Below are 17464 nucleotides of genomic sequence, written 5' to 3'. Positions count from 1 at the left end.
GGCGCGCTTTCCCTCAGATGCTGCAATGCACCATCGCCGTCAGTGCTTGAGAGCAGCCTCAGCAATATCCTGCTGCGGCAGTGGCGGCTGGGCAGCAAGTTCATCCGCCTCGGTCCAGTCGATCGCTTCCAGCGGATCGACCAGCGCGATGCGAAGCACCTCGTCAACATGCGCCACCGGAATGATCTTCAGGCCCTGCTTGGCGTTTTCGGGGATCTCTGCCAGATCCTTCTCGTTCTCCTGGGGGATGAGCACCGTGGTGATCCCCCCGCGCAAAGCAGCCAGCAGCTTTTCCTTCAGACCGCCGATGGGCAGCACGCGGCCGCGCAGCGTGACCTCGCCCGTCATCGCCACTTCGCGACGCACCGCATTGCCGGTGAGCGTCGAGATGATCGATGTGACCATGCCGATCCCGGCCGAAGGACCATCCTTGGGGACCGCGCCTTCGGGCAGGTGGATATGAATGTCCTTGCGCGCGAAGATGCTGGGCTTGATGCCATAGGATGGCGCCCGCGCCTTGACGAACGAGAAAGCCGCCTGCACCGATTCCTGCATCACTTCGCCGAGCTTGCCGGTCGTCTTGATCGCACCCTTGCCGGGAACGGTCACCGCCTCGATGGTCAGCAGTTCGCCGCCCACCTCGGTCCAGGCCAGGCCTGTCACCGCGCCGATCTCGTTCTCCGCCTCGCCAATGCCGTGGCGGTATTTCCGCACACCGGCAAAGTCGGACAGGTTTTCGGGCGTGATCACCACGGCCTTGTCCTTGCCCTCGAGAATGCGCCGCAGCGACTTGCGTGCCAGCCGGGCGATCTCGCGCTCCAGCGTACGCACGCCCGCCTCGCGGGTATAATAGCGGATCAGGTCGCGCAGGCCCTCGTCGGTCAACTCGAACTCGCCGTCCTTCAGGCCATGCGATTCGATCTGCTTGGCGATGAGGTGCCGCTTGGCGATCTCGACCTTCTCGTCCTCGGTATAGCCTTCGAGCCGGATGATCTCCATGCGGTCCAGCAGCGGCTGCGGCAGGTTGAGGCTGTTCGCGGTGGTCACGAACATGATGTCCGAAAGATCGATGTCGATCTCCAGATAATGGTCCTGGAACTTGGTATTCTGTTCGGGATCGAGCACCTCGAGCAGCGCCGAAGCCGGATCGCCCCGGAAATCCTGTCCCAGCTTGTCGATCTCGTCGAGCAGGAACAGCGGATTGCTGGTTCCGGCCTTTTTCAGGTTGGTGACGATCTTACCCGGCAGCGAGCCGATATAGGTGCGACGGTGGCCGCGGATTTCGGCCTCGTCGCGCACGCCGCCCAGCGACTGGCGCACGAATTCGCGGCCCGTCGCCTTGGCGATCGAACGACCGAGCGATGTCTTGCCGACACCCGGAGGGCCGACCAGGCACAGGATTGGGCCCTTCAGCTTGTTCGTGCGCGCCTGGACCGCAAGATATTCGATGATCCGGTCCTTGACCTTCTCCAGCCCGAAATGGTCATCGTCGAGCACCTTTTCGGCCTCGGCAATGCCCTTCCTGAGCTTCGACTTCTTGCCCCAGGGCAGGCCCAGCAGCACGTCCAGATAGTTGCGCACGACCGTCGCTTCGGCCGACATCGGCGCCATGCCGCGAAGCTTTTTCAACTCCGCCGTCGCCTTGGCCTTCGCCTCGGGCGAAAGCTTCAGCTTCTCGATCTTCTCGGCGAACTCGTTGACGCCGTTGCCGTCGTCGCCATCGCCATTGCCCAGTTCGGACTGGATCGCCTTGAGCTGCTCGTTGAGATAATATTCGCGCTGGGTCTTTTCCATCTGGCGCTTCACGCGGCCGCGAATCTTCTTCTCGACCTGAAGCACGCCGAGTTCGCCTTCCATGAAGCCGAACACCATTTCCAGCCGCTTGACCGGATCGTCCTCGGTCAGCAGGCTCTGCTTGTCGGCCACCTTGACCGAGATGTTTGCAGCGACCGCATCGGCAAGCTTGGAAGCATCGTCGATCTCGGCCAGCTGCACCGCGGTTTCCGCCGGCAGCTTCTTGTTGAGCTTGGCATAGTTCTCGAACTGCTCGACCACCGAGCGCATCAGCGCGTTGACGTCCGTGCCGCTTGCCGCGCGGGCCGGGATAGTTTCTACCTCGGCCAGCACATGATCACCGCTTGTCTCCAGACGGTTCAATCGCGCACGATCACCACCTTCGACCAGCACGCGCACCGTGCCATCGGGCAGCTTCAGCAGCTGCAGCACGGTGGCAACCACGCCGATATCGTACAGATCATCGCGATCGGGGTCGTCGCGCGCGGGATCGAGCTGCGCAACGAGAAAGATTTCCTTGTCCTGCTCCATCGCACGCTCGAGCGCCGCGACGGATTTGTCGCGGCCGACGAACAGCGGCACGATCATCTGGGGGAACACCACGATGTCGCGCAGGGGCAGCAGGGGATAGGTCTGGAACATGGTCAATTCGGTTCAATCCATCTGGGGTTGGTCACCGGACATCCGGTGGCATCTTGCCGGCCTATATGGTTGCCGGGTCTATCCACGACAAGCGATCCTGCACCCACCCAGGTTAACGCATTCAGAACGGAAGCTTGAACCCGGCCGGCAGCGGCAGGCCCTGGGCCATCTTGCCCATCTCTTCCTCGCTCGCACGATCCGCCTTGGTGCGCGCATCGTTGAACGCGGCGGCGATCAGGTCTTCGAGCATCTGCTTGTCGGCAGGGACCATCAGGCTGTCGTCGATCGACACACCGAGAATGCGGCCCTTGGCGGTTGCGCGCACCTTGACCAGGCCGCCACCCGCTGCGCCCTCGACCTCGATCGATTCCAGCTTCGCCTGCGCCTCGTTCATCTGGCGCTGAACGGTCTGCGCCGCTTCCTGCGCAGCCGCCATCATCTCTTCCATGCTTTTCATGCCTTGGCACTCCGTGTTGGCAGGGTTTCGTCTCCATGTGGGGAGATTTCCGCCGCAGTCCAGTCTATTTCCGCATCGGGAAAGGCCGCTTGCGTGGCCTTGACCAACGGGTGGTTGAGGATTTCGTCACGCATGGCCTCTTCGGCCTGCTTTTCCAGCTCAGCCAGGCTAGGCTGCGCCGTGCCTTCCCCGCGCTCGATCTCCCAGCGCCGCCCGGTAATCGCTGCCAGCGCCTCACGGAGCAAAGGAACATAATCGTCGCGGCCCGTGGCGGACTGATAGACCAGCCGATCTTCGCCCAGCTCGATCAGCCGCATGTCGGTCTTCACCTGCGCGGCAATGAGCCATTTGTTGGCCTGGTCGAGCATGTCGACCAGCTGCTGGATCGTTTGCGGGGACTGACGCGGGGCGGGCTCGACCGGCGCAGCGCTCTCCCATGGCGGGCTCTCTTCGGGCGGGGCCGCAGCGGACGGCGGCGACGAAGGCGATGGCGCATCCGCGGGAGGAAGAGCTGGCGCGGCAGGAGGCTCAGACAGCCTGCGCGCCAGTGTGCCCGGATCGGGCAGGGTCGAAGCATAGAGCGCACGCAGCAGCGCCATCTCGCACGCCTCGCGCGGGACGGGCGCGCTCTCGATCTCGTCATGGCCTTTCAGCAACAACTGCCACAGCCGGTGCAGGCTGGCATGGCCGAGCTTGCCCGCCCAATCGGCGAGCGCCGCCCGATCCTCCTCGCCGTGCACGGTGCGCACCCGGCCCGCCGATTTCTGCAGCGTGATCGCGTGCACCATCGCCAGCAGGCCGCGCATCACGCTGACCGGATCGACGCCCAGGCTGTGCTGCGCATCCAGATCGGCGAGCATCGCATCGGCATCGCCCGCGATCAGGTGTGCGAACAGCCGCCGCATCGCGCCGCGATCGGACAGGCCGAGCATCGCGCGGACCTGTTCGGCACGGACCTGCGGCGCGCCTTCGCTGGCATCGCCGCCAAGATCAGCATGGGCGATCGCCTGGTCGAGGATCGACAGCCCGTCGCGCACCGATCCCTCGGCGGCATCGGCGATCATCGCGAGCGCGTCGGGCTCGGCGGTGATCGCCTCCTTGATGCATATCTCGGCGAAATGGCTGGCGAGCAATTCGGAAGGGATGCGCTTCAAGTCAAAGCGCTGGCAGCGCGACAGCACCGTGATCGGCACCTTGTTGACCTCGGTGGTGGCGAACAGGAACTTCACATGCGGCGGCGGCTCTTCCAGCGTCTTGAGCAGGCCGTTCCAGGCCTGTTTCGACAGCATGTGCGCTTCGTCGATGATATACATCTTGTAGCGCGCAGACACGGCGGCATAGCGCACCGCCTCGGTAATCTCGCGAACGTCGTCGATGCCGGTGTGGCTCGCGGCGTCCATTTCGATCACGTCGATATGGCGCCCCTCGGCGATCGCGACGCACGGCTCGCATATGCCGCAGGGCGAAATCGTCGGCCCGCCCTGCCCGTCCGGTCCGATGCAGTTCAAGGCCTTGGCGATCAATCGCGCGGTAGAGGTCTTGCCGACCCCGCGCACGCCGGTCATCAGGAACGCATGCGCCAGGCGTTCACGCCGGATCGCATTGCCCAGCGTCTGCACCATCGCATCCTGGCCGATCAGCTCGGCAAAGGTCTGCGGTCGGTATTTGCGCGCCAATACACGATAGGCCTGGCCCGCAGGAGCAGCAGGCGCCGCAACCGGCGGCAGATCGAGCCCCAGGCCAGGCATTTCCGCCGCGTCGTCGTGCATATCTTGGGTGCGGGAATCGTCCATCACATGCTGATTAGCCGCTGGCGCGCAGGGATGAAACCGAAAGTGCCAGCCTGTTCAAAACAGGCCAGGGCAAAGATTGTTGCGATGCTGGAAGGTAGGAGCCGGACGACCCGCGGCGAAAATCGTTGTGGCTGCTTCCTTCCGGACCTGACCAGATTGGCGACGGCTACGTCCGCCCGACTCCCGAGCGCCATATGGCGAGTTGATGACAGAAAAGCAAGCGGGCCCGATCGAGGGCCTACATGCCCTGCATGTCATAGCTTTCGGCTGGCACCCGGCAAGTCAGGGTTCCCCATTCCTCGCGCAGGAATATCTGGCAGGAAAGGCGGGAAGTCCGGGTCACGGCCACCGCGAGATCGAGCATGTCCTCTTCCATTTCGACCGGATCAGGCAGCTTGGCGAAATCCGCTGGCTCGATGATCAGGTGGCAGGTCGAACAGGCCATCTGGCCCTCGCACGTGCCTTCGAGCGGCTGACCATTGGCTTGCGCGACGTCGAGCAGCCGGTCGCCTTCCTTCGCCTGAACCGTCTGGCGGTTCTTGCCGTCCGCGCTGATGAAGGTCACTTCGATCATCGATCACCCCGTCTGCCTGTTGGCCGCATCGCCAATCAGATGCGCGGCGCGCTCGATTTCGTCAATGGTGGTATACCGGCCAAAGCCCAGACGGATCGACGAACGCACTTGCGCGCTCGACAGGCCCAGCGCGGTCAGCACATGGCTGGGGCGCCCCGAACCGCTGGCACAGGCCGAGCCTGCAGAAAATGCGACACCACGAACTTCGGATATCAGCCGCGCAACATCCAGCCCGTCGCGCTGAAGGTTGAGATTGCCCGGATAGCGCTGGCCCAAGGATCCGTTGACCTGCCAGCCCTCGAACAGCGCGATCGCGCGGTCCCGAAGCTGCGCGACATGGGCTGCGTCAACGTCGGCTAGCGCAGCCGCCAGCCTGGCTGCTGCGCCAAATCCTGCGCACAAGGCGGGCGAGAGCGTTCCCGATCGCAGGCCCTGCTCCTGCCCGCCACCATGGATCAGCGGCTCTATCTCCATGCCATCGCGCACCCAGAGCGCACCGATGCCCTTGGGCCCATGGATCTTGTGCGCGGTGATCGCGATCATGTCCGCTGCGTGGGGCAGCGTCACCCGACCGTAGCCCTGCACCGCATCGCAAAGAAAACGCGCGCCGACTGACTGCGCCATGTCTGCCAGAACATCGACGGGCTGGATCACGCCGATCTCGTTGTTGACCAGCATCGCAGCCAGCAGCGCAGTTTCCCCCGTGATGGCAGAACGCGCAGCATCCAGATCGACCAGCCCATCCGGGTGAACCGGCAGCAGCATGACTTCAAATCCCTGCCGCTCAAGCCACAGACAGGTATCGCGCACGGCGGCGTGCTCGGTCGTGACGGTCACGATCCTGCGTCGCGGCGCGAGCGCGGGAAGCGCGCCGCGGATTGCAAGATTGATCGCCTCGGTTGCGCCGCTGGTGAAGATCACCCGGCCGCCCTGCGGCATCAGTGCATCGATCTGGCTGCGCGCCAGTTCGACCGTGGCAGCTGCCTTGCGCCCCATGGAATGACTGCTGTGCGGATTGGCCCAGCTGCCCGCACTGTCGGGCCCACCAAGCCAGGGCTGCATGGCAGCATATGCCTCGGGCGCGAGCGGCGTGGTCGCCTGATAATCGAGATAGATCGGGGCCGCGCCAGCCATCACCGCCGCGCCCTCGCTGCCATTTCGCGCCACAATTCGATGAACCGATAGACATGCGCGCGCGTTGTCGAGGGGCCGAAGCTTGCGCGCACCACCTCACCTGCTGCCTTGTCGTCCCAGCCCATGGCGGTCAGCACCGCGCTGGTCTTGAGCGTGCCCGAGGAACAGGCGCTGCCTGCCGAGACCGAGACGCCAGCCAGATCGAACTGGATCAGCTGCGCATTGGCGGCAACGCCCGGCATCCGATAGCTGCCGATGCTCGGCAGACGCGGCGCGTTCTGCGCGACGACTTCTCCGCCGGCTGCGCGAATGGCGCTGTCGAGCTGATGGCGGAGGTCCGCCGCCCGATCGATCCAGTAGCGCGCCTGGGTCAACGCGGCGGCAAAACCCATTGCAGCGGGAACGTTCTCGGTGCCCCCACGATAGCCCTTTTCCTGGCCGCCCGACGGATCGAGCAAGCCGAGATCGCGCACCAGCAGCGCCCCTATGCCCGGTGGTCCGCCCAGCTTGTGCGCCGACACCACGATCATGTCCGCGTCGGGCAGCGGCATCTTGCCCGCGCTTTGCGAGGCATCGCACAGGGTCAGCGCGCCAGCTTCGCGCGCCATGGCCGTGATCGCGGCATTGTCCTGGATCACCCCGGTCTCGCTGTTCACCGACTGCACCACCACCAGCGGGCGTCCGCCGCAGGTTTCAAGCGCGCGCGACAGGCTCGCCATCACCAGCCGCCCGTCCAGATCGACCGCCAGCCGCATCAGCGAGCGGCCCGCCGGTATGCGGTTCGTCAGGCGCAACACGGCATCATGCTCGGTCGGACTGACGATCCAGCCGTCGGCCTTGCCGGCTGTCATGGCAAGCGCGATGGCCTCGCTTGCGCCACTGGCCAGGATGACCTCGCCATCCCAGCCAAGCGCGCCCGCGATCTGCCGCCGCGCCTCTTCCAGCGCTGCGCGCGCCGCCCGGCCATCGCCGTGCGGCGAGGAAGGATTGGCCCAGCGCTCGATGCCGGCGATCATCGCGGCACGGGCCTCGGCGAGCACCGGTGTGGTTGCAGCATGGTCCAGATAGATGCGCGGAGCGTTCATGAGCCTGGCTTGCAGTGTGGAACAGGACAACGGTTCATCGCGTCCCTGTAACCGCAGCCAGCGCCAATTCCACGCATTTTGTTGCTTTTCGTAATGCGGATTGCGTATAGCGCCCCTTCCCGGCGACAGCTGCGACCTTATCTTGAAGCTATCGCCGCCCCGAATTTCATCAAGCCGACACCTGTCGTTCAGCCGAAAGAGCGCAAAACATGCCCGCTGTCATCTTCCCCGGTCCCGAAGGCCGCCTTGAGGGCCGCTTCAGCCCTGCCCCTCGCCCGCGTGCACCTGTTGCCATGATCCTGCACCCGCATCCCCAGGGCGGCGGCACGATGAACGACCGCATCACCCAGGCGCTCTACAAGACCTTCGTGCGTCGCGGCTTTGCGACCTTGCGCTTCAACTTCCGCGGCGTCGGCCGCAGCCAGGGCACTTTCGACAACGGCATCGGCGAACTGTCCGACGCCGCCGCCGCGCTCGACTGGGTGCAGAGCTTCCACCCCGAGGCGCAGACCACCTGGGTCGCAGGCTTCAGCTTCGGTGCGCTCATCGCGATGCAGCTGCTGATGCGCCGCCCGGAAATCCGCGGTTTCATCTCGGTCGCACCGCCAGCGAACATGTACGATTTCAGCTTCCTTGCACCTTGCCCCGCCTCGGGCATCATCGTTCAGGGCGCTGCGGACACGGTGGTGACGCCCGGCGCCGTGCAGAAGCTGGTCGACAAGCTGCGCACGCAGAAGCACATCACCATTCATCATGACGAGATCAGCCGCGCCAACCATTTCTTCGAGCACGAGCTCGACGATCTGATGCATTCGGTCGACAATTATCTCGACATGCGGCTGGCACCGGATTCGCCGATCCGCTGACGCCTTCGGACCTGCGTCCCCGGTCGGACGCAGGTCGCCATGGCTTCATCCGACCTGTACGGTCTGCTCGATCGCGCCGAAGATCGTGTGCTCCCTGTGGTCATGCACATCGATGCGGACGGTATCGCCATGTTTCAGGAACGGCGTCTTCATCTCGCCGGTGGTGATCTTCTCGACCATGCGGACCTCGGCGATGCAGCTATAGCCGAGCCCGCCATCCCTGACCGGGCGCCCCGGACCACCATCGCTGTCACGGTTGGAGACGGTACCCGATCCGATGATCGAACCGGCCCGGACCCGCCGCGTCTTGGCAAGATGCGCAATCAGAACACCGAAATCGAATGTGCAATCATCGGAAGCAACGGCGCGCCCGAACGGCTGGCCGTTCAGATCGACGAGCAGCTTGCGGTGCAGCTTGCCATCCTTCCAGTAATCGCCGAGTGCATCCGGAGTCACGAATACCGGCGAAAAGGCGCTGGCCGGCTTGGACTGGACGAAACCGAAGCCCTTGGCCAGCTCGTCCGGGATCAGGTTGCGCAGCGACACATCGTTCACCAGACCGACCAGGCGGATATAGCCACGTGCCTCTTCGGGCGTCACGCCCTGTGGCACATCGCCGGTGACAACGACAATTTCGGCCTCCAGATCGCAGCCCCAGGCTTCATCCTTGAGCGATATGGGATCGCGGGCTCCCAGCATGTCGTCGGAACCGCCCTGATACATCAGCGGATCGGTCCAGAAGCTTTCGGGAAGTTCCGCGCCGCGCGCTTTGCGGACCAGCTCCACATGGTTCACATAAGCCGATCCGTCCGCCCATTGATAGGCGCGCGGCAGCGGCGCAGCCGCGTCATGTTCATGAAAGCGCTCGCGCGGGATCGCGGCATGCTCCAGATCCCGTGCCAGCACTTCGAGATAGGGCGCCATGCGGTCCCAGTCGTCGAGCGCCGCCTGCATGGTCGGCACAAGATGGCTGGCATCGGCATACCAGGCGAGATCATTGGAAACCACAACGAGATGACCGTCGCGGCCGCTCTTGAGAGATGCAAGCTTCATGGGATGCGGCTACCTTTTGCTGTTGCCGGAATGCGAGAATGCTGCGCGCAGCATAGTATCAATTGAAACTTGGATGCAAGGCCCGACCCATGGCGCTCAGTCATCGGTCAGAGCATCTGCGCGGGCGAGCAGCTTGCCGAGCAGCCCGGAAAGCTGAAGCCGTTCGGTGTCGCTGAGGACGGTCATGACCTGCCCCTCCATCTGCAGCGCCAGCGGCATGATCTCGGCATAAAGCGCTCGACCAGCGGCGGTCAGCGCGAGATGATGCGAGCGACCATCGGCCATGTTCGGCGCACGCTGGATCAGCGCCCGCTCTCCCAGTGTCTTGGTGGCGCGGTTGACCGCGACCTTGTCCATGCGTGTTGCGGCCACCAGTTCGCGCTGCGTGGCCTCGCCGACATCGCCAAGCACCGCCATCACCCGCCATTCCGGAATCTTCAGGCCGAAACGCGACCTGTATTCGCGCGCGATGAGATCGCTCACCGCATTCGACGTGACCGAAAGGCGATACGGCAGGAAATCGGCAAGGTGGGTGATGCTGCGGGTCATGGTGCGCTGGTCAGGCTATTCAATGTCCAGTTTAAGGCCAAGCCAAATCGTTCGCGGGCTGGCACGTTCGATGATGCCGGGACCGCTGATCCCTGCCTGCACGGTCGTATCGAACAGATTCTCGCCGCGCAGTTCCACCAGCAACTGCCGGTTTATCCGCAGCGCGGCGCGGGCATCCAGGGTGACGGCGTCATCGAGGGAAAGCTGCCCCAGATCATCCTCGAACTGCGACCCCGTATAGCGGGCCGTGAGATTGAATCCGCTGTCGCCGCCATCAGGAAACCAGCCGACCGATCCGGTGGCGAAATGGCGCGGCACCTGCGCAGGCCTGCGTCCGTCGATTGCGGCCTGGCCCGGCGCCGCCCGCACCTCGGCATCGACATAGCTATAGGCCGCCATCACGTCGAAATCGCCAATATCGGCGCGCGCCTCGAGCTCGACGCCCCTGGCTTCGACAGCGTCCAGATTCTGCCGCTGGCTGAAACTGCCCGCTGCGGACACGAAGCCCACGCCCGGAAAGGTCCCCGGCCCGCGCGCCAGCGTCACGTTGGCAATGGCATTGTCCAGCCGGTTCCAGAACAGGGTGGCGCCCAGCCGGATCGTGTAGATCTCGTAGTCGAATCCAAGTTCTGCACCGCGCAGCCTTTCGGGTGCCAGCGCCGCGTTGGCGGCCGTGGCGTCGGGTCCGACGCGGAAGGGCCGATACAATTCGTTCAGCGTCGGCAGACGCCAGCCGAGATAGCCGGCACCGCGAATTTTCAGCAACCCTGCCGCATCCCAGGCAAATCCGACCCGGCCCGTGCCTTCCCACCCGCTGCGATCTTCAAACGCCGTGCTGGTCAACGGCGCCCCCGTAGCCAGGACCGTTTCGTTCAGACGGCCATCGGTCAGCCGCCAATAGTCCAGCCGTCCGCCGCCGGTCAGCAGCAGATCGGGGCTCGCCTGCCAGCTTGCCTCGGCGAAGGCGCCCAGCGTCTCGCTGGCGCCACCCGCCCGGCGCAAGCGGGTCGGGCTGCCCGCGACAAAGGTGAACAGCTCGCGGGTCTCGCCGGTCGTTCGCCGCCATTCGGCGCCGAGGCGCAACTCGCCCGCACTGCCCAGCGAAGGACGAATTTCGGCGCGCGCGCCCAGACCTGTCGAAGGTGTGTTGTACTGGTCCAGGCTCTGCGTTGCCGTCGACCGATCGGCACTCACCGCGGCAAAGCTGCTTTCAAAGCTGCGGACCTGGACATAGGCCAGCGCCGACCAGGGCAGACTGCCCCGCCCGACAAGCCTGAGGCTTGCATCTGCGCCCTCGTTGCGATTGTCGCTAAAGGCAAATCCGCGCTCGCGCTCGTCGGTGAATGCGCGCGCGCTGGCCTGCAATTCGGTGGTGGCACTGATCGGCGCGACGAAGCGCAGATTGACACCGAGTTGCTCGAAGGGAGCGGGCCGATCCACGGTGCCACGCTGTGCGGCGATGACCGGGATGAACCCGTCACCGCGCGCATATTGGGCAGAGAGTGTGAGCCCACCCTGCCCCAAGGCCTGGCTTGTGCCGAGGCTGGCCTCCAGCGAATCGCGGCTGCCATAAGCGAGATCTGCATAGACGTTCGACTGGTCGGCCCGGATGCCTGCGCTGTCGAGCTCTATCGTTCCTGCCAGCGCGCCTGGCCCATCGCTGCCGGTGCCGCCGCCACGCCTCACGCGGACGCCGGCAAGGTTGAGCGCGTCATAGCCCGGAAAGCTGATCCAGCCGCCGAACGGATCACTTTGCGGAACACCATCGAGCAGCATCAGTACGCGGCTCGACGCATTGCCGCCAAGACCGCGCAGGGTAACACCCTGGCTGGTCGGGTTGGCGCTGCGCGCGTCGGACCGGCGGAACTGCTGCAAGCCGGGAACCAGGCGCAGCGCATTTTCCAGGCGCTGGCTGGGCTCGTTGGCCAGCATCTCGGGCGTAACCGTGGTCACGCTATAGGCCCGGTCACCGATCGGCAGCGCCAGCGGCTGGCCGACCACGGTGATCGGTGCATCGGGCCAGCTGACGGTCTGGCCGGAAGCAGCCTCGTCGGCAACGGGTGCCTGCTGCGCCTGGATCGGGCTGGCCGCAATCAGGACAGGAATGCTGGTCGCCAGCAGGAGGCTTCGAGCTGGAGCTCTCATGCTGGCTTGACCTGTTCAGGATGGGCTGCCGCAAAGGCTGGCAACGCCTGCAGCTCACCGTCGATCCGGGTCAGTCTGGGATAGGGCGCCATATCGAGTTCAAAGCGGCGCGCATTGGCCACCTGCGGCACCAGACACAGATCGACAAGATCGGGCGTGTCCCCACCGAAAAGGCCAGTCTCCGGCGCAAGCTTTTCAAGCGCGGCAAAGCCTTCGGCGATCCAGTGGCGATACCATGTGTCGATCGCGGCCTGATCGTGGCCCATCTCGTTCTTGAGATAATGGAGCATGCGCAGGTTGTTGAGCGGGTGAATGTCGGCAATGATGATCATCGCCCGCGCCAGCGTCGCCGCGCGTGCGGCAGGGTCCGTCGGAATCAGCCGCGGGTCGGGTCGCGTCATGTCCAGATAGTCGATGATGGCCAGCGACTGGGTCAGATCAAGTCCGTCGATATGCAGCATCGGCACCAGGCCCTGCGGATTGCGTGCCACGTAATCGGGGGCCTTCTGCTCCCGGGCCAGAAGGTCGGTTGGGACAGCATGATAGGCAATGCCCTTGAGATTGAGCGCGATGCGAACGCGATAGCTGGCCGACGAGCGCCAGTAATCGAACAGCAGGACATCGGACATAGGCGAGGCTCCTTGGGGACGGGTGGCCGGGGCGCGCACCATATGGCGGCATGGCAGCGATGCAAGGCTTGTTTCCCCATACTGGTGCGCTAAGCCTTTCTCGATGCCTGCATTCCCCGATCTCGTGCTGTTCGCCAAATATCCGCACCCGGGCTATGCCAAGACGCGGCTGATCCCTGCGCTGGGCGAGGAAGGTGCGGCGCGTGTCCACAGGCACCTGGCGAAGCGGACGGTAGACCTGCTGCTGGAGGCCGGAGCGCCGGTCGAAGTGCGCTATGCCGGCGCAGACGAGCTGGCCTTTCGTCGGTGGCTGGGCGATGGCCCGCATCTGGTGCAACAGGCCGAAGGGGGGCTGAGCGAACGGTTGATCGATGCCAGCCGGGCCGGTCCGCATGTCTTCTTCGGCGCAGACACGCCTGATCTCACCAGCGGCATCGTCGCCAGCGCCATGGATGCCCTTGATGACCATGACGTCGTGATCGGTCCGGCGGAGGACGGCGGCTATTATCTGATCGGGATGCAAAGAGCGCGTCCCGAACTGCTGACCGACATGCCCTGGAGCACCGAAGCCGTGTTTCCCGAAACGATCCGCCGCTGCGATGCCCTGGGCCTCAGCGTCGCGCTACTGCCGATGCTCGCCGATTGCGACCGGCCCGACGATCTGGCCCGCTGGCCGTATCTGGGGAAACTGGCATGAACCGGGTCACCTTGATGATACCGGCGCTGAACGAAGCCAGGGCGCTGCCCGCGACCATCGCCAATGTCGCCGCGCTCGATCCGCAGCCCGACGAAATCCTGCTGGTCGACGGGGACAGCGACGACGACACCCTCGCGCTAGCCATTGCGGCAGGGTGGCGCACCATGGTCTCGCCGACCCGTGGGCGGGGGCCGCAGATCAATTTCGGCGTCGATCAGGCGCAGGGCGAAGTCATCTGCATCCTGCACGCCGACAGCCTGCTGCCGACCGATGCCATTGCGCACGTTCGTGCGGTACTGCAGGATCCGCGCATCTCGCTGGCCACGTTCATGCCGATCATTCGGGGCAAAAAGACCCGCTGGTTCACCACCGCGCACAATTGGTGGAAGACCTATTACCCGGCCATAACCCATCCGCATCTGTTCGTGCGGGGCGTGAGGCTGCTGTTCGGCGACCATGCAATGTTCTTCCGCCGCGCCGATTTTCTTCGCATTGGCGGCATACCGGCCGACGCGACGATCATGGAGGAAGCCGATCTGTGCATCGGCTTTGCACGGATCGGAAAGCTCAAGATGACGCGCAAGCCGGTCATCACGTCCGATCGCCGCATTGCGGCATGGGGGCCGCTCAAGGCCAACTACATCTATCTCAAGGTCGGGCTGGCATGGACCTTCGGCATGCGCCATCGGCTCAAGGACATGTATCCGGATATCCGCTGAATGTGTTGCGTCTGGCACCGGAAGCCCCTGGCCTGGCCGGTACCGCAGTTTTCTCGTTCGATTTGGCAGACCGCGCTCATTTCGCACTTGCAACATGAATGAACCTGTGGCATTCCGCGATTGAACGAAAACACTCCAATATTGGGGATTATGAAAATGAAAATGTTCAAAGCCACCATGGCCGCGATCGCTCTGACCACGATGGTCGGCGCTCCGGTTCTCGCCCAGGCTGCCGGACGCGTGTCGGCTGTCTCGAGCGAAGAGAGCGAAGCTGAAGGCAGCACCGGAATCATCATTGGTGTCGTCGCTGCTGCTGCCGTCATCGGCGGCATCATCGTCATCGCTGACGACGATGAGCCGAACAGCCCCTGATTTCATCAGGCGCAAGCTATACGGAAAAGGGCGGCTCCCAAGGGCCGCCCTTTTTTATTGTATTCATCGCGCAGGTGGCAGAGTTCAGTTTCTGGCCGTTCGCGCGCTAGGCATAGGCACCGATTTTACGACTGCTTACCGGTTTTTTAACTGGGACGCAGCTACACCCAGCCCCTATGGTGTGCAGCCTGGCACCCAGCACAACCAGCCATCACCGGGGATTGAGCATGCTGTCCGAGAAAAAGCCTGAAGTTTGCGTTCTGGGCCTTGGCTATATCGGACTTCCCACCGCAGCAATCATTGCGCGCTCGGGTTGTCGGGTGCTGGGCGTGGATGTCTCCGAACATGTTGTCAGTACCATTGCCGAGGGCCGCATCCATATCGAGGAAGTCGATCTGGACGGGTTGGTCCAGGGCGTGGTTTCGCGCGGGATGCTGCGAACCTCGCTTCAGGTCGAACCGTCCGATGTGTTCGTCATCGCCGTACCGACCCCGTTCGACGACAAGCACGCGCCTGATATCAGTTATGTGCTGCAGGCCGCGAGCAGCATCGCCGCCGTGCTCAAGCAGGGCGACTGCATCATTCTCGAATCGACATCGCCCGTCGGCACCACCGAAGAAATGCGCGACCTGATCGCGAAGCTGCGCCCCGATCTCAAGGTACCGGGCCTGACCAGCGACATTCCCGATATCGCCATCGCCTACTGCCCCGAGCGCGTACTGCCCGGCCGCATTCTGGAGGAACTGACCAACAATGACCGCTCGATCGGCGGGATCACGCCGCGCTGCGCGCGCAAGGCGCTGACCTTCTATCGGCGCTTCGTGCGCGGAGAATGCATCACGACGGATGCGCGTTCGGCGGAAATGACCAAGCTGGTCGAGAATGCCTATCGCGACGTCAACATTGCCTTTGCCAACGAACTGTCGATCGTCGCCGACCGCATGGGGCTCGACGTGTGGGAGGTCATCCGCCTCGCCAACCGGCATCCGCGCGTCAATATCCTGCAGCCCGGCCCCGGCGTCGGCGGGCATTGCATCGCGGTCGACCCCTGGTTCATCATCCACGGCGCCCCGGACGAAACCCCGCTGATCCGCACCGCGCGCTGGGTCAATGACGGCAAGGTCGATCATGTGCTCGCCAAGGCAGGCGGACTGATCGAGGCCAATCCGGATGCGAAGGTCGCGTGCCTGGGCCTCGCCTTCAAGGCGAATATCGACGATTTCCGCGAGAGCCCTGCCAACAAGGTCGCGCTGGCGCTGGCGCAGAAATTCGGGGAACGGATCAGCATCGTCGAGCCCTATGCCCAGGTGCTGCCACCCGCCTATGAGGGACTGGGTGCAAGCCTGATCGATGTCGATGATGCGATCGAAAGCTGCGACCTGTTCATCGTGCTGGTCGATCATGACGTGTTCAAGTCGATCCCGCTGGCCGAACGCGCTGGCAAGATCGTCTACGACACGCGCGGCATCTGGCCCGACCAGCCCGCGTCGCTTGAACGCCCCAGCGGCCATTTGCGTCTCGCCGGCTGATCGGGCAGACCCTCAGACCATGACCATTCTCGTGACCGGAGCCGCCGGGTTCATCGGCCATGCGCTGACGCGCGCGCTGATGCAGCGTGGCCAGCATGTTGTCGGCATCGACAATCTCAACCCCTATTACGACCCCGCGCTGAAGCATGCGCGCCTCGCCAACCTGGCGACGATCCAGGAGGGGCGGTTCGACTTCGTCGAGCTGGATTTCGCCGACCATGAACCGCTGGAGGCTGCGCTCGCGCCCCATGATCCGTCCACGATCGTGCATCTCGGCGCGCAGGCGGGGGTACGCTACAGCATCGACAATCCGCGCGCCTATGTGCAGTCAAACCTGGTCGGTCACCTTAACCTGCTGGAGGTCGCACGCAACCGGCAGGTGAAGCAGTTCGTCTACGCCTCGTCCTCGTCGGTCTATGGCAATTCCGATACCGTGCCGTTCAGTGTCGACCACCGCGTCGATCATCCCGTCTCGCTCTATGCCGCCACCAAGAAGGCAGACGAGCTGATGAGCGAGACCTACGCCCATCTGTATCGCATCCCGATGACCGGCCTGCGCTTCTTCACCGTATATGGCCCATGGGGTCGGCCCGACATGGCGCTGTGGAAGTTCACCCGCGCGATCCTGCAGGGCCAGCCGATCGACGTGTACAACCACGGCGATATGCGCCGTGATTTCACCTATATCGACGATATCATCGCAGGCGTGCTGGCGGTGATCGATCACCCCCCGACCGATGACGGCGCGATGAAGCCCGGCGGCAGCATCTCGCCGCATCGGATTTACAATATCGGCAACAACCAGCCCGAGCCATTGGGCCGGATGATCGACGTGATCGAAGCGGCATGCGGTAGACCTGCGATCCGCAACATGCTGCCGATGCAGCCTGGCGACGTGTACCAGACCTATGCCGATATCAGCGCAATTCAGGGCGAACTTGGCTATGCGCCGACCACAGGCATCGGTATCGGCATTCCGCGCTTCGTCGACTGGTATCGCAGCTATACTGGCAGCTGACTTGCGGGAGCCGTACAAGCGCCGTAACCCTGTCGGCGTACCGGACGAAGCGCCGGCAAGGCAGGAGACCAAGCGACATGCTCATCATCGAAGGCTGGCTGCAATTCGCGCCGGGTGAAATCGACAAATTCGCGCAAGCGGCAAGGCAGATGGTCGAGGCAACGCGCGCGGAAGAAGGCTGCCTGCATTATGCCTTTGCCCGCGACATGAACGATCCCGATATCATCCGCATTTCCGAACGCTGGGTCGACGAAGCCGCACTGGAAGCGCATTTCGCCTCGCCGCACATGGCTGCTTTCGGCGCGGGTCTGGCGCAAGTCGAGCGGCTGGGATCGGACGTGCGGCTCTATGACGGTGAAGAAGTCCGTCGCATCATGTAGGGCTTGCAGCCCCTGCCCCGCTCCACCA

General features: G+C 64.1%; 17 protein-coding genes and 1 other RNA gene. 7 read left to right on the top strand and 11 right to left on the bottom strand.

What is annotated here, in order from left to right; genetic code table 11:
* Positions 1-39: 39 nt before the first annotated feature.
* The 7 genes from lon to C7451_RS16950 all read right to left on the bottom strand — a co-directional run bounded on the left by lon (position 40) and on the right by C7451_RS16950 (position 7479).
* Positions 40-2436 (bottom strand): endopeptidase La, encoded by a 2397-nt coding sequence (lon, locus tag C7451_RS16980; protein WP_110300089.1) that lies wholly within the window; start codon positions 2434-2436, stop codon positions 40-42.
* Between the two features lie 121 nt (positions 2437-2557).
* The gene (locus C7451_RS16975) at positions 2558-2893 is read right to left on the bottom strand and encodes a YbaB/EbfC family nucleoid-associated protein (RefSeq protein ID WP_060977851.1); all 336 of its coding nucleotides are present in this window, start codon (positions 2891-2893) and stop codon (positions 2558-2560) included.
* The gene (locus C7451_RS16970) at positions 2890-4641 is read right to left on the bottom strand and encodes a DNA polymerase III subunit gamma/tau (RefSeq protein ID WP_167398596.1); all 1752 of its coding nucleotides are present in this window, start codon (positions 4639-4641) and stop codon (positions 2890-2892) included. Before C7451_RS16970 ends, C7451_RS16975 begins: the two co-directional genes overlap by 4 nt.
* Before the next feature lie 136 nt (positions 4642-4777).
* Positions 4778-4873, bottom strand: an RNA gene (gene ffs / locus C7451_RS16965) — signal recognition particle sRNA small type.
* Between the two features lie 51 nt (positions 4874-4924).
* Positions 4925-5260 carry a 2Fe-2S iron-sulfur cluster-binding protein gene (locus C7451_RS16960; RefSeq protein ID WP_110300087.1) on the bottom strand — a complete coding sequence of 112 codons (336 nt, stop codon included), beginning with the start codon at positions 5258-5260 and terminating at the stop codon, positions 4925-4927.
* A 3-nt stretch (positions 5261-5263) separates the two neighbouring features.
* A complete protein-coding gene (locus tag C7451_RS16955; protein ID WP_110300106.1) occupies positions 5264-6394 on the bottom strand; it encodes a cysteine desulfurase family protein in 1131 nt (376 codons plus the stop codon).
* Positions 6394-7479, bottom strand: coding sequence for a cysteine desulfurase family protein (locus C7451_RS16950; protein WP_110300086.1), 1086 nt, complete (start codon positions 7477-7479; stop codon positions 6394-6396). The genes C7451_RS16955 and C7451_RS16950 overlap by 1 nt, the downstream gene beginning before the upstream one ends.
* Positions 7480-7688: 209 nt before the next feature.
* On the opposite strand from C7451_RS16950, the gene C7451_RS16945 reads away from it, so the two are divergent.
* Positions 7689-8345: an alpha/beta hydrolase gene (locus C7451_RS16945; RefSeq protein ID WP_023837854.1), complete on the top strand. Its 657-nt coding sequence runs from the start codon at positions 7689-7691 to the stop codon at positions 8343-8345.
* A gap of 45 nt (positions 8346-8390) precedes the next feature.
* Here C7451_RS16945 and C7451_RS16940 read toward each other — a convergent pair whose 3' ends face one another.
* The 4 genes from C7451_RS16940 to maiA form a co-directional block, all read right to left on the bottom strand.
* Positions 8391-9398 (bottom strand): fumarylacetoacetate hydrolase family protein, encoded by a 1008-nt coding sequence (locus C7451_RS16940; protein WP_110300085.1) that lies wholly within the window; start codon positions 9396-9398, stop codon positions 8391-8393.
* Between the two features lie 96 nt (positions 9399-9494).
* Positions 9495-9947, bottom strand: a complete 453-nt coding sequence (locus C7451_RS16935) for a MarR family winged helix-turn-helix transcriptional regulator (protein WP_110300084.1) — start codon at positions 9945-9947, stop codon at positions 9495-9497.
* A gap of 15 nt (positions 9948-9962) precedes the next feature.
* Positions 9963-12092 (bottom strand): TonB-dependent receptor, encoded by a 2130-nt coding sequence (locus C7451_RS16930; RefSeq protein ID WP_110300083.1) that lies wholly within the window; start codon positions 12090-12092, stop codon positions 9963-9965.
* A complete protein-coding gene (maiA, locus tag C7451_RS16925; protein WP_110300082.1) occupies positions 12089-12721 on the bottom strand; it encodes a maleylacetoacetate isomerase in 633 nt (210 codons plus the stop codon). The genes C7451_RS16930 and maiA overlap by 4 nt, the downstream gene beginning before the upstream one ends.
* 103 nt (positions 12722-12824) lie before the next feature.
* On the opposite strand from maiA, the gene C7451_RS16920 reads away from it, so the two are divergent.
* The 6 genes from C7451_RS16920 to C7451_RS16895 all read left to right on the top strand — a co-directional run bounded on the left by C7451_RS16920 (position 12825) and on the right by C7451_RS16895 (position 17436).
* Positions 12825-13418, top strand: a complete 594-nt coding sequence (locus tag C7451_RS16920) for a TIGR04282 family arsenosugar biosynthesis glycosyltransferase (RefSeq protein ID WP_110300081.1) — start codon at positions 12825-12827, stop codon at positions 13416-13418.
* Complete coding sequence (locus C7451_RS16915; RefSeq protein WP_110300080.1) at positions 13415-14137, top strand: glycosyltransferase; 723 nt, start codon at positions 13415-13417, stop codon at positions 14135-14137. Before C7451_RS16920 ends, C7451_RS16915 begins: the two co-directional genes overlap by 4 nt.
* A gap of 156 nt (positions 14138-14293) precedes the next feature.
* The gene (locus tag C7451_RS16910; protein ID WP_341866645.1) at positions 14294-14509 is read left to right on the top strand and encodes a hypothetical protein; all 216 of its coding nucleotides are present in this window, start codon (positions 14294-14296) and stop codon (positions 14507-14509) included.
* Between the two features lie 227 nt (positions 14510-14736).
* On the top strand, positions 14737-16038 hold the full coding sequence (gene wecC, locus C7451_RS16905) for a UDP-N-acetyl-D-mannosamine dehydrogenase (RefSeq protein WP_110300078.1): 1302 nt from the start codon (positions 14737-14739) through the stop codon (positions 16036-16038).
* A gap of 19 nt (positions 16039-16057) precedes the next feature.
* Entirely contained in the window at positions 16058-17056 is a 999-nt protein-coding gene (locus C7451_RS16900; RefSeq protein WP_110300077.1) for an NAD-dependent epimerase/dehydratase family protein, read from the top strand.
* Between the two features lie 77 nt (positions 17057-17133).
* Complete coding sequence (locus C7451_RS16895) at positions 17134-17436, top strand: putative quinol monooxygenase (RefSeq protein ID WP_110300076.1); 303 nt, start codon at positions 17134-17136, stop codon at positions 17434-17436.
* Positions 17437-17464 lie beyond the last annotated feature (28 nt).

This window comes from Blastomonas natatoria, from assembly GCF_003201955.1.
In the GTDB taxonomy this organism is placed as follows: Bacteria; Pseudomonadota; Alphaproteobacteria; order Sphingomonadales; family Sphingomonadaceae; genus Blastomonas; species Blastomonas natatoria.
Note: the sequence above shows the minus strand (reverse complement) of the source record. Positions and strands in the feature narration are given on the sequence as shown.